This window comes from Emticicia sp. BO119 (assembly GCF_013912375.1).
In the GTDB taxonomy this organism is placed as follows: domain Bacteria; phylum Bacteroidota; class Bacteroidia; order Cytophagales; family Spirosomataceae; genus Emticicia.
Genome location: NZ_JACETV010000002.1, coordinates 161,728 through 178,715 on the forward strand (window position 1 = coordinate 161,728; position 16,988 = coordinate 178,715).

Below are 16,988 nucleotides of genomic sequence, written 5' to 3' on the forward strand. Positions count from 1 at the left end.
ATTATCGGGTAAATCATCTCAAACAGATAACATTATCAGATAGGGTGTAACTATTGCCACCTGGAGTAAGCGGTTTCGAAAAACCAAAAAGAAATTTCCTGAAATGTAAAGATTAATTAATTCTGTCAAACCCAATAAAAAATGAAAAAAATCTTACTTTCAATGATTGTCTTGATGAGTTCATTAACTGGTTTTTCCCAAACTATTACTTTAGCAGGTTCTACTTACTACGGTACTGGTTATTGTTCTGCAACTGATGCCAACAAAACCTATAATTTAAGAAATACGCCTCATAACGGAAGAAATCAATATGAGTTTGGTTTTTCAGGTCAGTATGGGGTGGGGTGCAGTTTTATTATGAGATGGAATACCACAGCATGGGAATTGGTTAGTAAAGAACAGGTAAGTCCGTCAGAGTTTCAATATACAACACTTACAACTCTTGCAGGTAATTTCCCGACACCCCCTTGTGGCTATGGTTTTGGGGGCACTATCAGTGGTGACTGCACAGAAGCCTGTTCTAATTTTATGACCTTAGGTGGCGGAGGAACGATTTGCATCGGAACCTCTGCTACACTTACTGCAAGCGGGTGCACAGGGACAGTATTCTGGAATAACGGGGGTGGCATAGGAACAAGTATAACGGTTTCACCAACAAGTTCCACGACCTATAGTGTTACATGTAGTGCTCCTGATTATTGTATTGGTAGTGTAACGGTGAATGTTACTGCTCCACCAACGCCACAGATCAGTATTTTAGGTACAGGGGTTACCAATGAAGGAGATAATAATTACACTGCTTGTAGCGGAACATCCATTCAACTTTATTGTGGTGGTTGCAGTATTATCCCAAGAATAATGAATTGGTCGAACGGAACCACCTCTTCCAGTAATTTATCTGCTGCTTTTACCCCAGATGTTTCAAGTAGTTATTTTGCTACCCAAACAATAGATGGGTGTACCAGTTTGGTTGGTAATACAGTAAATCTGACCCTGAAAAATAAAATAATTGTAGAGGCCAGTAATAATAACTTTTGTAAAGGGACTTCTACAACATTAACAGCAAGTGGATGTACAGGTACAATTATCTGGGATAATGATGCCGGAACCGGAGCGTCGGTTGTTGTTGTACCTCCTTATACCATGACCTATACAGCCACCTGTAGCGATACACAGGTTTGTAACGGCGGTATTACAATAAATGTTACGGTGCCTGCGCCTGTTGCTCCTACAATAACAGCAAGTGCAACGGTGTTATGCCCCAACACTTCGATTACTTTAACAGGAAATGGCTGTACAATGGGGAACTATTTATGGAGTAATGGTGCTACAACCAACTATAGTATAAATGTAAATGCACCAGGTTCTTACTCACTCGTTTGTTCAACTAATTTGCACGGTTGTACAAGTCCTCAAAGTAGTGTTATCAATATTACATCAGTAGGAGCAGACCTGACCTTAAGCGGGACAGCCTCATCTGGTGATCGTCAGGCCACACAAACTATTACCTCAACACAGAGTATTCCCGCTAATATCCAGACGGGTTATTATGCCGGTAAAAGTATTACGCTCAATCCGACATTTACTGTATTAAACGGAGCAGTATTTAATGCCGAAATAAAGACTTGCCAGTGATACTGTTCAAGAATCATGAAAAATACCAGTTATTAACGAAATTATAAAATTTCATTTGCCCCGAATCCTACAGCAAAATTTTGACTGTATAGCTCTAAAAAGTATCAAAAATAATAAGTCGAACATAGTTTATATAAAAACTCAGAAAATGAAAAAAACCTCTATCCTTATTGTAACATTTGTATATGGCTTCTTGCTACAACTCAATGCTCAGACCATCCGTCGTGTAAATAATACTCCTGGTTTAAATGACCCTAATGTATATACTACCTTGCAGGCTGCACATGATGCTGCTGACCCAGGTGATATTATTTCGCTTGAACCATCTGTAAATCCAAATTATGGTGAAGGGACTATTATTAAAACGGTACATATTGTAGGACCTGGTTACTATTTAGATAAAAACCCAAATACTTTTTTTGATAAAAGAGTGCCATCAGTTGGCGGTATAACATTTGAGAATGGTAGTCAGAATAGTTCAATTACAAGTGTAGCTTTCGGCGGTGTTTCTATAAACGCAGAAAATATTAAGGTCGAACGGTGTCTTTTTCACTCAGTTAACACTGGTGTAAGCGGTAGGATTGTTTCGGGTTCTACTTCCACTGGTAACGGCAGTATTATAAAAAACAATATATTCCGTTATATTTTCGGGTCAGGTGGAGGGAGTAGTAATATGACTATTACCAACAATATTATAGTTGGCTTCAGAGGGCTTTGGTTAATCGAAAATGTTAGTAATAGTATTATATCCTATAATACTTTTGGAGCCGAAAATTTTATTTATCAAGCAACTAATTCTACCATAACTAATAATATTTTTGATGCTCGTGCCCTTTTGAGCGGAGCCACAATATGTAATAATTGTCTGGGTTCAAGTATTTCCAATAATTTGTGTACAAATATTAATGGTTTACCTTCTGGTAGTGGAAATATCAACGGAGTTAACCCCAGTACTATATTTCTGAATGGTGGAAATCCATGGGGTTATGATTATAATGGTGGCACCATGTATGCGGTAGATAATGATTTCCAGCTTGCCCCTAACTCTCCTGCTAAAACCGCCGCCGCTGGCGGTGGGGAAGCAGGAGCTTTTGGTAATGGAGCTAATGCTTACAGGCTCTCAGGTCTGCCAAAATCACCAATTATCACTTCATTTACCAATACTGGCTCAGGTAGCAATACAACTCCGTTAAGTATTACTATCAGTGTAAGGTCAAACAACTGAAAAAATCCTGCTTATGAAATACCCCGTTTTACGTTCGGTAATTCTGATAGGATTTAGCTTTCTGTGGTCAGTCTCAGTTTTTGCTCAGAATACTATTACCCGAATCGAATATTATTTCGATTTTGACCCCGGTCATGGCAATGGTATGGCTATCAGTTTTACACCAGATACCGCTCTTACGGTCAATAATGTAGATCTACCAGTCAGTAACATTCAGAATGGATTTCATTTCCTGGGTGTACGGGCTAAAGACAGCCAGAATACCTGGAGCACTACGGTTATACGTCCGTTTTTAAAAGAACATATTCTTATCTCGTCTATTCCTGTTGGCTTTGTTGACAGGCTTGAATATTTTATCGATACAGATCCTGGTTCTGGCAATGGTACAGCTGTACCTTTTACAGCCAACACTTCTAATGATATAGTCTTTACTGTTCCGCTTTCTGCTGTAAGCGAGGGCATGCACAGAATCTCGGTAAGAGCAAGAGATAATGACGGCCAATGGAGCACTGTGGTTGTACGGCCATTTATAAAAGCCACTATTCCAACGGCGGGGTCTTTGAGTAATATGGTACAAGTAGAGTACTTCATTGATTTCGACCCGGGTTTTGGCAACGCTGCTGCTGTGAGTTTTCAACCGGGCAGCCAGATTAATAATCTGAACATTATGGCAAACCTGACGGGTATCCCTGTTGGTACTCACAAATTATTTGTAAGGGCCAAAAATGCTCTTGGAATATGGGGTACAGTAGGCATGAGAGAATTTACAATCTGTAATACTCCCGTAAATGCCACTATTACCGTAACAGGCAATGCAGAGGTCTGCCAAGGGCAAAACGTCAGTTTAAGTGTGGCATCAGGTTATACTTATCAATGGACTTTCAATGGTTCAGACATTTCGGGTGCTAATAGTAATACGTATGCAGTAAACCAAACAGGTGAATATTCAGTAAAAATTACTAATAATGGCTGTATTTCAACGGCTACGCCTGTAAAAATTACCGTCAATAACAATACATCTGCCCCAACAGTCGCTACCTCTACACCCACCATTTGTAAAGGGTCAGCAGCAGTGTTGCAGGTAAGTAATTGTAATGGCACTGTGACCTGGAATACAGGTAGTACGGCAAACCCATTGATTATTAGTCCGGGTTCTACCACCAGTTATACTGCCACGTGCCGTCCGATAGGTTGTACTATAAGTCCTACCAGTGAACCTGTACAAATAACTGTGGTTGATTCCCCAGCCGCCTTGGTAATTAATGGCGCACCAGGTTCGGCTGTCTGCCCAAATACCAGTTCTACCTTAACACTTACCGGCTGCACAGGTGGTATTTTATGGAGTAACGGTGCTACCACCAGTAGTGTTACAGTCAGCACGCTGCAAACCACCATTTATACAGCCACCTGTACGCTTAATACCTGCACTGCAACAATTAATAAAACAATAACAGTCGTTTCACCTTCGCCAGCTTCACTGGTTATCAATACTGCCAATAAAAATATCTGTGCCGGAGAGTCTGTTACACTCACGGCCTCGAATTGTACAGGTGGAGCCATCGTGTGGAGCAGTGGTGCAAGCGGTAGTTCGGTTTCTGTAAACCCCGGCGTAACCACAACTTATACAGCTACTTGTCAGATAGGTTCATGTACAGCACCAAGCGTGAATGCTGTTCAGGTATTTGTACGTGGTATAACCAATACGCCCATTATTACCACACCAAGCCAGACAATCTGCAAAGGAACAAAGGTAAAACTCACTGCTGTTTACTGCTATGGTACAACCATCTGGAGTACTGGTGAAAAAGGAAATTCAATTGAAGTAATGCCACAGGTAACTACAGATTATTCGGCCACCTGCCAGCTTAATAATTGTTCAAGCGTTAATAGTAATATAACCACTATAACTGTTTCTGATTGTCCTGATCCGAATACCAATGTTACATACATAGAATATTTCTTCGATAACGACCCTGGCTTTGGCAATGGAACCGCCATCGGTGGGTTTTCTGCAAATCCTGCTATCAATAATCTGAATGTAAGTATTCATGTCGGTAATTTATCTGAAGGATTTCACTGGTTGACTGTTCGGGCAAAAGACGGTAATGATAAATGGGGGTCTATTTCCATAAGACCCTTTTTAAAGATAGCAACGGCACCGGCTACACCATCTGATATTGTAAAAGTAGAGTATTTCTTCGATAATGACCCTGGATTTGGAAACGCGACTAATTATCCTATTACGGCCGGACAGCAATTGAATAATCTGGTGATTAGTATGCCTATCAACACCTTAAGCGAAGGGCAACACTGGCTAAGCGTAAGAGTAAAAGACGTTGATAATAAATGGACGACTGTTGTGGTAAGGCCATTTGTAAAAGAAGCCGTTGAGATAGCCGGAACGCTTAATAATGCCGAGTACTTTATTGATACCGACCCCGGTTTTGGCAATGGTACAAACCTGCCTATATCGGGTTCTAGCTTTACAAATAGCAATGGTCGTGAGGCCGCTATTACAGCCGGAGCAACTTCGGGAACTATCAATAGTGCTATTAACCTGACAAATGTCAGCAACGGAGAGCACCGGTTGTTTGTGCGTGCCAAAGACACCAATAACAAATGGGGTACTGTTGGTGTAGCCAACTTCTACAAGCAAACCAATATTGCTTTTGTAGGAGCAGCGGCGCCAACCTCATCTTGTACGATTAGTCAGTTTAGTATTCCGTTTACTATATCGGGCACTTATAATGCAGGCAATGTATTTACTGCTCAATTGTCTGATAAATTCGGCGATTTCAGTAATCCTATTAATTTAGGAACGCTCACAAGCACTGCTGCGGGTACTATTACGGCCAAAGTACCTTATGGTACGCCATACGGCACAGGCTATCAGATTAGAATAATTTCTTCAAATCCGGTAATTACTACTAATCCGTCGAAAACGTTTTCGGTTACTTCTATTTGTCCGTTGCCTTGTGCAGGTATTTTAAGTTTAGCCTCGCCTGCGGATGATTATTCGAGTTTATCTGTCATCAAAAGTGCCAATGCAGTTAGTGGAAGCATATCGGCCAGCAATAAAGTAAGTAATAATGCCAATGTTACTTATCAGGCCAAATCTATCCTTTTAACGACTGGTTTCAGGGCTGATGCAGGCACAGTATTTAAAGCAGAAGTTGGGGGGTGTAATTGATGTAAGGGAGCAATCGGTAAAATCGGTTGCTCCGTTTTAACATAGTCTGCATTTGTATTGGCTATTACCTAAAAGGAGTACAACTCAAAAGTGGCAAGTGTATGCTGGTGATTAAGAGGTGACGGGAGATAGCCAGAATGTAAGAGTTTTTACATAGAAATCGCGAGGCCTGTGAATCAATTTTATTTTATGAAAACACATTTTTTATTTTTTTTTCTGCTTTCTACAACATCTATTCTGGGGCAGACCATCCGTTATGTTAAAGTAGGAGGTGGAGGTGCTGGAACATCCTGGATAGATGCTTCAGGAAATCTGCAACAAATGATTAATATCAGCAATGCAAATGATATAATTTTTGTGGCATCCGGAACTTACTATCCAACAGTTTCAGCCAATAGTAGTAATCCAGGATTACCGTATTATTCTTTCCTGCTGAAAGCCAATATAAAAATTTATGGGGGATTCGGCGGGTTTGAAACCAGTTTGAATCAACGGATATTGAATCCTGACAATCCCAGCATTTTAAGCGGAGATGTTGATAAAAATGATTTTTTAACTAATGGTATCAGTACCTTTATTTATGGTACTAATAGCAGGCATGTTGTTATAGCTGTGGGAGAAGTAGGTTCTCTGAAAATTGATGGTTTTACGATAACCGGTGGTGAAGCTGATTTTATCGGAGGGCTTGATGAAGAGTTTTTGGTGAATGGGTTTAGTATAAAAACAAGAAACGGGGGTGGGTTGTATATAGATTCAGCTTCTCCACAATTACATAATTGCCAGTTTATCGGAAACAAGTCACTTGATTTTGGGGCGGGGATTTATACTACAAATTCATCGGCCTCTATCTACAATACTCATTTCTCAAAGAATGTATGTATTAATTTCGGTGGTGGGATTTGCAACTATTCATCAAATTCGATTGTAGTTAATAATTGTGAGTTTTTAGAAAACTATGGAGGATCAGGAGGGGGAATTTATAATTATTCTACTTCAAGCAATATTGAGAATTGCAACTTTAGTAGAAATAAGACGAGTAATTATAGAGGAGGAAGTGGAACCTCAGTAAATCATGGCTTTGGAGGAGGGCTTTACGACAGACTTTCTCCTGATTTATCTGTCACAAATTGCTTGTTTGAAGAAAATACTGCACTTGATGGTGGCGGAGCTGCCTACAGCCAAAGTCTTGTTCTGATGTCGAAATGTACAATTAAATCAAATAATACAGCTATTGAAGGGTATGCGGCCTATGGCTGGGGAGGAGGAGGAATTTTATTAATCTCTACGCTGGATTTGCCCATAAAATGCCGGATTACAGATTGTATTATTTCTGGCAATAAATCTCCTGGATTTGGTGGGGGGCTTTCCAGCCAATCAGATGCAATTATTACTGATTGTATTTTTTCTGGCAATAAAGCCAAAAGTGGGGCTGGAATTTTTAATTATTTTGCTGGTCAAACCTTTATTACCAACTGTACCTTTTCGGGAAATAATGCTACAGATGATGAAATCTGGTATATTGCCGAACTCGGAGGAGCCGGAGGAGCGGTAGGTAATGCTATTAATTCATCTGCTAATATAAGGAATTGCATCAGCTATGGGAATAGCAGTGAGATTTCTAACTTATATGGTTACGCTAACGTGAATACAACTGTTAGTTATAGCCTGATACGGGGTGGATATGCAGCCGGAACCTCTATTATTGATAGCAATCCACTTTTTAGTAATGCGCCAACTTTTGAAACAGCTCCTTTTGCCGGGGGGGATTATCATATTTCGCTCAATAGTCCTGCGTTAAATGCGGGTAATAAAACTGTATTTGATGCTGGACAAACGCCTGATTTATCAGCAGTAATAAAAGACCTTGAAGGTGCAAATCGGGTATCTTATTGTACGGTGGATATTGGCGTTTATGAATCAACCAGCAACTTTGGTTGTCCGCCACCTTGTTTAGTTTTACAGACGCTTGTTTCTCCAACTGACAACATCAATAGTGGTGTGATTGAAAAAAAAGCCTCTGCAACAAACGGGAAAATTCAGGCATCTAATCAGATTACTGGTACAGCCAATGTAACTTATCAAGCGAAATCAATACTTCTTAGTCCGAATTTCAAAGCTGATGCCGGGACTGTATTTAAGGCTGAGATTGGGGGGTGTAATTGATAATAATTAAAAACCTGATTGCAACATGAAAATATATATATGGAATTGTCTTTTGTTTCTGTGCTTTTATGAGACAAATGCACAGGTATTTTTGACAGCCAGTCAAACAAATTCATGTAGTGGAAACTCAATTGAAATTCTGTTAAATAATCCTTACCCGGTGGCTTATCCAAACGGGAAATTATTAAAAAACGGTATAGAAGTTGCCCATACAAACGACGGACAATTATCCTATACAACCTCTGAAGCAGGAGAGTATGAGTTTGTTTACGATGAAAAAGAAGATTTCAGACAGCTTTATTGGGGGTATTACCCATCTTTTACCTTTCAAGACATGACCTTTTTAGACTTACAGAATGGTATAGCCATAGGCAATAAAATAGTCTTGAAAACAGAAGATAAAGGGCAAACGTGGAATTTGGCAACAACCCCAACTCAAACTTTTAACCATACTGCTGTTCATTTCTCAGATGCCTCAAATGGTTGGGTTGTTGGTTTTAATGGTCAAGTAATAAAAACGACAGATGGAGGAAATAATTGGGTCAATAAAAATATAACAGGCGTTTCGCCGTTTACACCCCCACTGACTGACGTATTCGGAATAAATAGTACAACGGCCTGGGCAGTAGGAGACCGTAATACAAAGGTTTTTAAGACAACCAATGGTGGCGATACCTGGACGGATGTTTTTACGGGTACTTTCAATTCTTCGGGTTTCCGTACAGTTTTTTTTCTGAATCAAAATGAAGGATGGATAGCAGGTGACTATGGCATAATTCGCAAAACAACTAACGGCGGAGTAAACTGGACTTCATTGGTTCTTGGTTCGAGTAGTAGCTCGGGTTCTAATACCTGGGTTACAGACATATTTTTTATAGATAGCTTAAATGGGTGGTTTATCGGTGAAGATGGGCTAATCAGTAGAACCTCTGATGGTGGAGCTACGTGGACAAAACAGAGAAACGGCAGTGGCTTAAATGGCTATGGGATTGTCAATAAAATTCGTTTTCCCGATGCGCTGAATGGGTTTGCTACAATTTCGGGTGAACTTTATAAGACCACAGACGGGGGCTCTACATGGGTGGCAATGAGAACTTCTGATGGGCGGATTTGGGCAAATGCGACTTCATTTCATTTCTTCTCATCAGACGATTATCTGACTTCTTATGATGTGGAGTTATTCAAGTATATCAAAAAACTACCAAGACGAACCAATAGTATTATTATTTCAACAAAGCCAATAATTACAGCTAATTCGACAAATATTTGTCCTAACCAAACAGTTCAGCTGACTATAAACCCTTCACCGAATCAGATTTCAACCCAATGGTTAAGAAATAATCAGCTTATTGCCGGAGCAAACGGACTTGCCTATAATCCTCTTCAAACGGGTAATTATAAAGTTCAGACGATAACTGAAAATAAGTTTTTTCAGCAACAATCAACCTTTCCTACGGATAGTTTCAGAGCTGAAGATTTATCATTCGTTAATAGCAATAGTGGTTGGGTACTCAAGGGTGGTCCTGCTGGAAATATTCCTCTTTTCAAAACAATTGACGGAGGTATGTCTTTTAACCAATTGAATGTAAATAGCAGTATCAGCTATACTTTTTTAAACGTAGTTTATTTTCAAAATACTACAACCGGATGGCTCGCAGGGTATGACCAAAATGTTGGTAATTTTATTGCAAAAACAACTGATGGCGGGAATACATGGATAAAAAAGAAAACAGCTATAAATGCCACTCTCCGAAAAGTTTACTTTCTTGATAATCTTAAAGGATGGGCCATTGGATATAATTGCTATCAGGGATGTGGGTATCCTGGGCAAATCAATGAAGCCTATGTTTTAAGAACCGTCGATGGTGGAGAATCCTGGACGCCACAGCGTTCGCAACATTTAAATATTGAATTGAGCGATGTTTATTTCGTAAATGAACTTACGGGTTGGGTCGTAGGAGTATATGGTTTGGGATCAAGTTCTCTTCTAAAAACCACCGATGGGGGTGTTACCTGGACTGAACAATTGAGGCATACCGACGGTTATCAGAATTTATTCTTTTTGAATGACCAGATCGGGTGGTTTAATACGAAGTTATATCGCTTTAAGACTACTAACGGTGGGATAAGCTGGAGTCAATTACCTATTCAATACAACGAAGAAGTAGCTGGACCTATATATTTTAAAGATACTCAAAATGGTGTTTCTTTGGGTAAAGATGGTATTTTTAAAACAGTCGATGGAGGTCAGAATTGGATAAAAGAAGCACCTTTTTCATTATCTGATGGGGTGTCTCTATTAAAATTACTTACAAACGATACAACGAGTTTTGTGATTGATAAAGTAAGTGGGCAAGTTTATCAACTAAATAAATCTGCCTTTTTATGTGAGTCAGCCCCTGTCTTAATAGGAAATGATTGTTGCTCATCTTTAGTTGTGTTGACTAATCCGACCGATAATGTGATGGCTGGAAGCCGAACTACACAAGCATCTGCAATAAACGGAATAATTCATGCATCCAATCATATCACTGGTACCGCCAATGTAATCTATCAGGCTAAATCTATTGAACTCAACCCGAATTTCAGAGCCGACCCCGGAACGGTGTTTAAGGCAGAAACTGGCGGATGTAATTAATACTTATCATTAACTAACATATCATGAAAAAACATCTTCTGCTTTTATTTATAGTTTGTGCCAATACTCTGTTGGCATTAGCCCAGAATACTAATGCCATTTATGGAGGGAATCAGAATGTGCCGTCTACAAACAATACATTTGTGGGCTATAGTACCGGAGGTGCCAATACAACAGGTACTGGCAATACATTTGTTGGTAGTTTTGTCGGGGCTAGCAATACCATTGGCCAGTACAACCTTTTTGCAGGATCTGCCGCCGGTAATGTAAATACTCAGGGCGGGTTCAATGTATTTTTAGGATATGCTGCAGGATTTGGGAATACCATCGGCACGGGCAATACTTTTGTGGGGTCCGGCACAGGCAATAACTTTAATAATTCTCCGAATGCAGGTAATCTGTCGGGTTTTAATAATACTTATTTAGGAGTTAACGCTGGCGCAAGTGGGGGCTTGGGGTATCAACTATTTAATGCAACCGCTATTGGCTCAAATGCTAAAGTATCAGTTAATAATGCCATTGTGTTGGGTGATACCATGAATAATGTAAAAATTGGCATTGGTTTAACGAATCCGAAGTTTCCGCTTGATATAAATGGAATAATTAATATGCGGGTAGCTTTTCATAATCCAGCTCTTAAAATCAATGACAGGGATTTCTTGAAACTGGATAAAAATGGCGGGTTTAGCCTATCAAATTTTAACCTTACCTTTGAGAGTACTGATGAATGGACTGATTCAGTATTTGAGCCTGAAACCCGACTGATGTCTTTGGCAGCTGTATCTGAGTATATAAGACAAAATAAACACTTGCCAGAAATACCGTCTGCGCTGGAGGTTGTTCAAAACGGTATTGAAATTAACACAATTATTGCAAAAATGCTCAGAAAGATAGAAGAGCTCACCCTTTATACTATCCAGCAGAAAAATGAAATTGAAGAGCTGAAAACAATAATCAGTAAATTTTCTGTTTCTCAGGCCACCTCTTTCAATACTACTAAATAATAGCTTATACAGTGCTGAAATTTGGTAGATATTAAGTTCTCAACTGCTTACAGTAGAGCAACCATGATCGCTTTATAGGACTTATACTTCTGTTTTATTGTGGGATAATTTAACTCGAAAATATCATAATGAAATATTTTTCGTCCTTCTGCTTTGAATGTAGCGCTACTACAAAGATTACAACGGGAGCCTCAGGTATGTCTGAGTGGAGATAATCGTAAAATTATTCAGAATCAACTCATCACATATATACAGCAGGTGGGTCTATAAAAAAACACCTGTGTCAAACAAATGATGGGCTGACAAAGGAGGGTTTCGAAAAAGAAAATTATTGTGCATAAATAATTAACCGTTCTTTAGATATTTCATAAGGAGTTCTACCATTTAATGATGAATTGAGTCTACAATAAAGGTACACCTGCCGATTATAAAACTTACTGTCCTGCAGTTTAAAGCTTCTTTTGAGTATCAATGTCATCGGTATTGCCAATAAATTGATAAAATTCCTGAGCATCAGTTGTTATACTTTCCCGTTTAAATACGGGCTTCCGGGGTTAAGATGTATTGCCGCACTCCCAGACTTCAAAGAACCAGCGGTAGTTCTTAAATGAATTGTTTTCCTTCAATATGGTTGATTGTACGGATTTTTAAGTGCAAAGGGCAAGTTTTGTTATGATTAAACCATTTTTTATGAACTTTATAAGAGCGTTTCCATTGATTAAAAGGCTCTATTGAAGCACCAAAATATCTACAAACTTTAGTGATATTATTAATTTCTTTTGTGTAGGTCAAAACTTTTAGTTTCCTGCAAATATCAGAATGAGCTTTTGCAGTCATGCTACATCGGGTTTATAATTGCTAATTTTCTAAGTAATTAGTCAACTTTAGCCTTAATTTTCATAATCTTGTGCAAATAAAAAAGCACTCACAAGAATTATCTCATAAGTGCTTGATTATCAGGTGACCCCGGAGAGGCTCGAACTCTCGACCCATTGATTAAGAGTCAATTGCTCTACCAACTGAGCTACGGAGTCTTGTGGTTTGCAAATTTAATTTTTTTTAAGTTATTGCTGCCCATTTGGCTAAAATTATTTTCTATTACAGAATAGTCTCAAAAAAAACTATGTAACTTGCTAATAGTACTGACAGCTTTATAGCCTATGCAATCATTGACACATTACCGAACCTGCAATCTCTGTGAAGCCATGTGTGGGCTTGAAATAAGAGTAGAAAAAGGGAGTATAACTAAAATTGAAGGTGATAAAAATGACCCCTTTAGTCGTGGACATATATGCCCCAAAGCGGTTGCATTAAAGGATATTTACGAAGACCCTAATCGGCTAAAATTCCCGGTTAAACGTACAGCAGAGGGTTGGCAGCAAATTTCATGGGAAGAGGCTTTTGAAGAAGTTACGAATCAGATAAAAAATATACAGACAAAGTATGGTAACAATGCAGTAGGTATGTATCAGGGAAATCCGTCAATACATAATTTAGGTACTTCCATGAATTCCCCGGCTTTTGCGAAGTCTCTGCATACCAGAAACTTGTTCTCTGCTACCTCTGCTGACCAGCTGCCTCACCATTTTGCCGCATGGCAGATGTTCGGGCATCCAATGCTGATGCCTGTACCCGACATTGATAACACTGATTATATGCTCATTATCGGAGGTAATCCGATTGCCTCCAATGGGAGTATTATGTCGGTACCTGACGTGGCTAATCGTTTGAAAGCTATTCAGAAAAGAGGGGGTAAAGTAGTAGTGATTGACCCTCGTTTTACAGAGACAGCGGCTAAAGCTGATGAGCATTATTTTGTACGTCCGGGGACAGATGCTTTTTTGTTATTTGCCATGATTCAGACCATTTTTGCAGAAAAACTTATGGATTTGGGTAAATTGACTGAATTTACTGATGGGATTGAAACCCTGAGAGAAATTGCTGCGCCATTTACCCCGGAAAGCGTAGAAAAGCAAACAGGTATATCAGCCATACGTATCCGCCAGATAGTGCATGATTTTACGCAGGCAAAAGCGGCAGTATGTTATGGAAGGGTAGGGGTATCTGTACAGACTTTTGGAAGTATTGCTCAGTGGTTGATTAATGCTATCAATGTATTGACCGGTAATCTGGACAGGGTAGGAGGTGCCATGTTTACTACCCCTGCTGTAGATTTTTTAGCAAGAGCCAGATCAGAAAATAAGTTTAATCGTTGGCAAAGCAGAGTCAGAAAGTTGCCTGAATTTTTAGGTGAATTACCTGTAGCCACTTTGGCAGAGGAGATTCTGACAGATGGGGAGTCTCAAATTAAAGCAATGGTAGTCAGTTGTGGTAATCCGGTGCTTTCTACGCCAAATGGCAGTCAGTTAGATAGGGCTTTTGAGCAATTGGAATTTATGGCGGCTATTGATATTTATATTAATGAAACCACCCGCCACGCACATATTATCTTACCACCCGCTACCGGATTAGAGGTTTCACATTATGACATTACTTTTCATGTATTGGCTGTCAGAAATACAGCTAAGTATTCAGAAGCTTTGTTTCCGAAAGCGGAAGGAGCTAAATATGACTGGGAGATTTATCAGGAATTGGCACATCGATTAAACAATCAATCTGATAAGCCTTTTAATCCTGAACCTCCCGAAGTAAAATTAAACATGGGCCTGCATTTTGGTCCTTATCAACTCTCTTTACAACAATTAAAAGATAACCCTCATGGGATTGATTTAGGAACTTTAAAGCCTCGTCTGCCACAACGACTATTAACGCCGGAAAAACGCATTAATATTGCTCCCGGAATTTTGGTTAAGGATATAGAGAGATTGCACGAATCTTTAAAAAACACTGATACACAGAATGGATTTGATTACCTTCTGATTGGCAGAAGACATCTTAGAGATAATAATTCCTGGATGCATAATTCTGAACGGTTAGTAAAAGGCAGAAATAGATGTACTTTAATGATTAATTCAGAAGATGCGCAAAAACTTAATCTTGGTACGCAATCAATAGTTAGGGTGAGTTCGAGAGTGGGGTGTATTGAATTGCCAGTTGAAATTACCGACCACATGATGAAAGGTGTAGTAAGTATGCCTCATGGGTACGGACATGCCCGTAAGGGGGTGCAATTAGATGTAGCCGCTAAATATGCAGGTGTAAGTATCAATGATTTAACAGATGAATATATATTGGATGAACTGACAGGCAATGCCGCTTTCAATAATGTGGCCGTAAAAGTGGAAAAAGTTGGTTGAAAATAGTAATGTATTGGTTAACTATACACTTGTTTCTCTATATTTGTAATAATCTTTTCACTTATCTAATCTACCTTAGCAATGCTCACTTCCCTTTCAAACCTCGCTCGGCGTTATGCGTCGGGGCGGAATGTGCTGATTTTCTTTGTTCTACAGATGATTATATCAGCCGTTGTTCTGCCTTATATGCAAGGTAAATTTGACTCTGCAAATATATTGGGAGTATTAGACCTGAAGTTTGGGTTTACACCTGACGAAGCCTATAATATGTTGTCGGCTTACGGAGAAGAAGGAAGAAAATACTATTTCTTTGTTGAAGCAGTTATCGACATTATTTATCCGATTATTTATACAATCACCAATGTTCTGCTATTAAGCTATGTGTTTAAAAGAGGTTTTGCAGCAAATAGCTTTATACAACAATTAAATATTTTTCCTATTTTAACCACTATCGGTGACTTTGCAGAAAACGGGGGTATTATTACCTTACTCAGTGCTTTTCCTGAAAGAGCAGATAGTGCTGCCAGTTTTGCTTCAAATGCCGGAATGTTTAAATGGGTAGCCTTTGGTATCAGTATTGCCTTGTTTCTGATAGGCATTGTTGCCTGGATTATTGCGGTGGTAAAGAAAAAGAATTTTGCTTAATAGAATGGAGAAAGGAAAATGGAACAAGGAAAAAGTAAAAGTATGAATATTAAATTTACAATACTTTTTCCATTCTCCTTGTTGCTTTCCCCTTTTTCCCAACCTTTGCATTTTAAAACTACAAATTATAAAAAACATGGAGTATAGAAGATTTGGACGTACAGACTGGAACGTCAGCGAAATTGGATATGGTATGTGGGGGTTAGCAGGTTGGACAGGTTCTGACCAAGACGAAGTAGGCCAATCGCTTGATCGTTCTGTTGAATTAGGTTGTAATTTTTTTGATACTGCCTGGGGCTATGGTGCCGGAAAAAGCGAAGAGATTTTAGGAAATGTGCTGAAAAAATATGCCAGTAAACGCTTGTATTTTGCAACCAAGATTCCACCAAAGAATTTTACCTGGCCATCAAAATCAAACTTTTTATTAGAAGATTGTTTCCCGGCAAGCCATATTATTGAATATACTGAAAAGAGCTTAAAGAATCTGGCAGTTGATTGCATTGACCTGCAACAATTCCATGTATGGGAAGATAGCTGGGCAAATAATGATGATTGGAAAGAAGCTGTTACGAAATTAAAGCAAGCGGGTAAAGTAAAAAACTTCGGTATCAGTGTAAACCGTTGGGAGCCAAACAATGTATTAGAAACGCTGAAAACAGGTTTGATTGATACCGTACAGGTAATCTATAATATCTTCGACCAGAATCCTGAGGATGAACTGTTTCCGTTATGTAAAAAAATGGATATTGGGGTAATTGCCCGTGTACCATTCGACGAAGGCACATTGACAGGTTTATTAACTAAAGAAACTACATTCCCTGCCGATGACTGGCGTTCAACCTATTTCGTGCCTGAAAACCTGATTCCAAGTGTGGAACACGCCGATGCCTTGAAACCATTAGTGCCAGAAGGTATGACTATGCCCGAAATGGCTTTACGCTTTATTTTATGTAATGACGATGTGCATACCATTATACCGGGTATGAGAAAAATACGCCACGTAGAAGCTAATACAGGCACAAGCGATGGTAAGAAATTAGACGAAAATCTTCGCTTAAAACTCAAAACTCATCGTTGGGACAGAACTCCGACAGAATGGTCTCAATAGAATTGGAGAAAGGAGGATGAAGAAAGGGAAAAGTTCTACGTTTTTAACAGAAAAATTTAAAACCGAAAAAGGAATTTCCCTTTTCCGTTCTCTTTTTTTCCTTTCTTCATTCTCCCTTCTTCA

At 39.2% G+C, this 16,988-nt stretch carries 10 protein-coding genes and 1 tRNA gene; 9 read left to right on the top strand and 2 right to left on the bottom strand.

Annotation, left to right across the window (positions count from 1 at the left end):
* Nucleotides 1-141 precede the first annotated feature (141 nt).
* From H1R81_RS07720 to H1R81_RS07745, 6 genes are all read left to right on the top strand, one after another.
* On the top strand, nt 142-1,635 hold the full coding sequence (locus H1R81_RS07720) for a 3-coathanger stack domain-containing protein (RefSeq protein WP_181840132.1): 1,494 nt from the start codon (nt 142-144) through the stop codon (nt 1,633-1,635).
* Between the two features lie 148 nt (nt 1,636-1,783).
* Entirely contained in the window at nt 1,784-2,860 is a 1,077-nt protein-coding gene (locus tag H1R81_RS07725) for a hypothetical protein (RefSeq protein WP_181840133.1), read from the top strand.
* 13 nt (nt 2,861-2,873) lie between these two features.
* Nucleotides 2,874-6,050 carry a 3-coathanger stack domain-containing protein gene (locus H1R81_RS07730; RefSeq protein WP_181840134.1) on the top strand — a complete coding sequence of 1,059 codons (3,177 nt, stop codon included), beginning with the start codon at nt 2,874-2,876 and terminating at the stop codon, nt 6,048-6,050.
* Nucleotides 6,051-6,239: 189 nt separating this feature from the next.
* Nucleotides 6,240-8,213, top strand: coding sequence for a 3-coathanger stack domain-containing protein (locus H1R81_RS07735; RefSeq protein ID WP_181840135.1), 1,974 nt, complete (start codon nt 6,240-6,242; stop codon nt 8,211-8,213).
* Nucleotides 8,214-8,238: 25 nt separating this feature from the next.
* Nucleotides 8,239-10,851 carry a YCF48-related protein gene (locus H1R81_RS07740; RefSeq protein WP_181840136.1) on the top strand — a complete coding sequence of 871 codons (2,613 nt, stop codon included), beginning with the start codon at nt 8,239-8,241 and terminating at the stop codon, nt 10,849-10,851.
* 23 nt (nt 10,852-10,874) lie between these two features.
* Nucleotides 10,875-11,855 (top strand): hypothetical protein, encoded by a 981-nt coding sequence (locus H1R81_RS07745; RefSeq protein ID WP_181840137.1) that lies wholly within the window; start codon nt 10,875-10,877, stop codon nt 11,853-11,855.
* A gap of 603 nt (nt 11,856-12,458) precedes the next feature.
* Here H1R81_RS07745 and H1R81_RS07750 read toward each other — a convergent pair.
* A complete protein-coding gene (locus tag H1R81_RS07750; RefSeq protein ID WP_181840138.1) occupies nt 12,459-12,692 on the bottom strand; it encodes a hypothetical protein in 234 nt (77 codons plus the stop codon).
* Between the two features lie 124 nt (nt 12,693-12,816).
* Nucleotides 12,817-12,889 (bottom strand) — tRNA-Lys (locus H1R81_RS07755).
* Nucleotides 12,890-13,015: 126 nt separating this feature from the next.
* Between H1R81_RS07755 and H1R81_RS07760 the strand changes: the two genes are divergently transcribed.
* The 3 genes from H1R81_RS07760 to H1R81_RS07770 all read left to right on the top strand — a co-directional run bounded on the left by H1R81_RS07760 (nt 13,016) and on the right by H1R81_RS07770 (nt 16,865).
* Nucleotides 13,016-15,112: a molybdopterin oxidoreductase family protein gene (locus H1R81_RS07760; RefSeq protein ID WP_181840139.1), complete on the top strand. Its 2,097-nt coding sequence runs from the start codon at nt 13,016-13,018 to the stop codon at nt 15,110-15,112.
* Nucleotides 15,113-15,193: 81 nt separating this feature from the next.
* Nucleotides 15,194-15,757 carry a hypothetical protein gene (locus H1R81_RS07765; RefSeq protein ID WP_181840140.1) on the top strand — a complete coding sequence of 188 codons (564 nt, stop codon included), beginning with the start codon at nt 15,194-15,196 and terminating at the stop codon, nt 15,755-15,757.
* Between the two features lie 136 nt (nt 15,758-15,893).
* Nucleotides 15,894-16,865 (top strand): aldo/keto reductase, encoded by a 972-nt coding sequence (locus H1R81_RS07770; protein WP_181840141.1) that lies wholly within the window; start codon nt 15,894-15,896, stop codon nt 16,863-16,865.
* Nucleotides 16,866-16,988 lie beyond the last annotated feature (123 nt).

Bases quoted from the DNA above. Each gene is read 5' to 3' on its own strand.
- H1R81_RS07770 (WP_181840141.1), top strand. From the start codon at position 15,894: ATGGAGTATAGAAGATTTGGACGTACAGACTGGAACGTCAGCGAAATT.
- H1R81_RS07745 (WP_181840137.1), top strand. From the start codon at position 10,875: ATGAAAAAACATCTTCTGCTTTTATTTATAGTTTGTGCCAATACTCTG.
- H1R81_RS07735 (WP_181840135.1), top strand. From the start codon at position 6,240: ATGAAAACACATTTTTTATTTTTTTTTCTGCTTTCTACAACATCTATT.
- H1R81_RS07740 (WP_181840136.1), top strand. From the start codon at position 8,239: ATGAAAATATATATATGGAATTGTCTTTTGTTTCTGTGCTTTTATGAG.
- H1R81_RS07760 (WP_181840139.1), top strand. From the start codon at position 13,016: ATGCAATCATTGACACATTACCGAACCTGCAATCTCTGTGAAGCCATG.
- H1R81_RS07725 (WP_181840133.1), top strand. From the start codon at position 1,784: ATGAAAAAAACCTCTATCCTTATTGTAACATTTGTATATGGCTTCTTG.
- H1R81_RS07750 (WP_181840138.1), bottom strand. From the start codon at position 12,692: ATGACTGCAAAAGCTCATTCTGATATTTGCAGGAAACTAAAAGTTTTG.
- H1R81_RS07730 (WP_181840134.1), top strand. From the start codon at position 2,874: ATGAAATACCCCGTTTTACGTTCGGTAATTCTGATAGGATTTAGCTTT.
- H1R81_RS07765 (WP_181840140.1), top strand. From the start codon at position 15,194: ATGCTCACTTCCCTTTCAAACCTCGCTCGGCGTTATGCGTCGGGGCGG.
- H1R81_RS07720 (WP_181840132.1), top strand. From the start codon at position 142: ATGAAAAAAATCTTACTTTCAATGATTGTCTTGATGAGTTCATTAACT.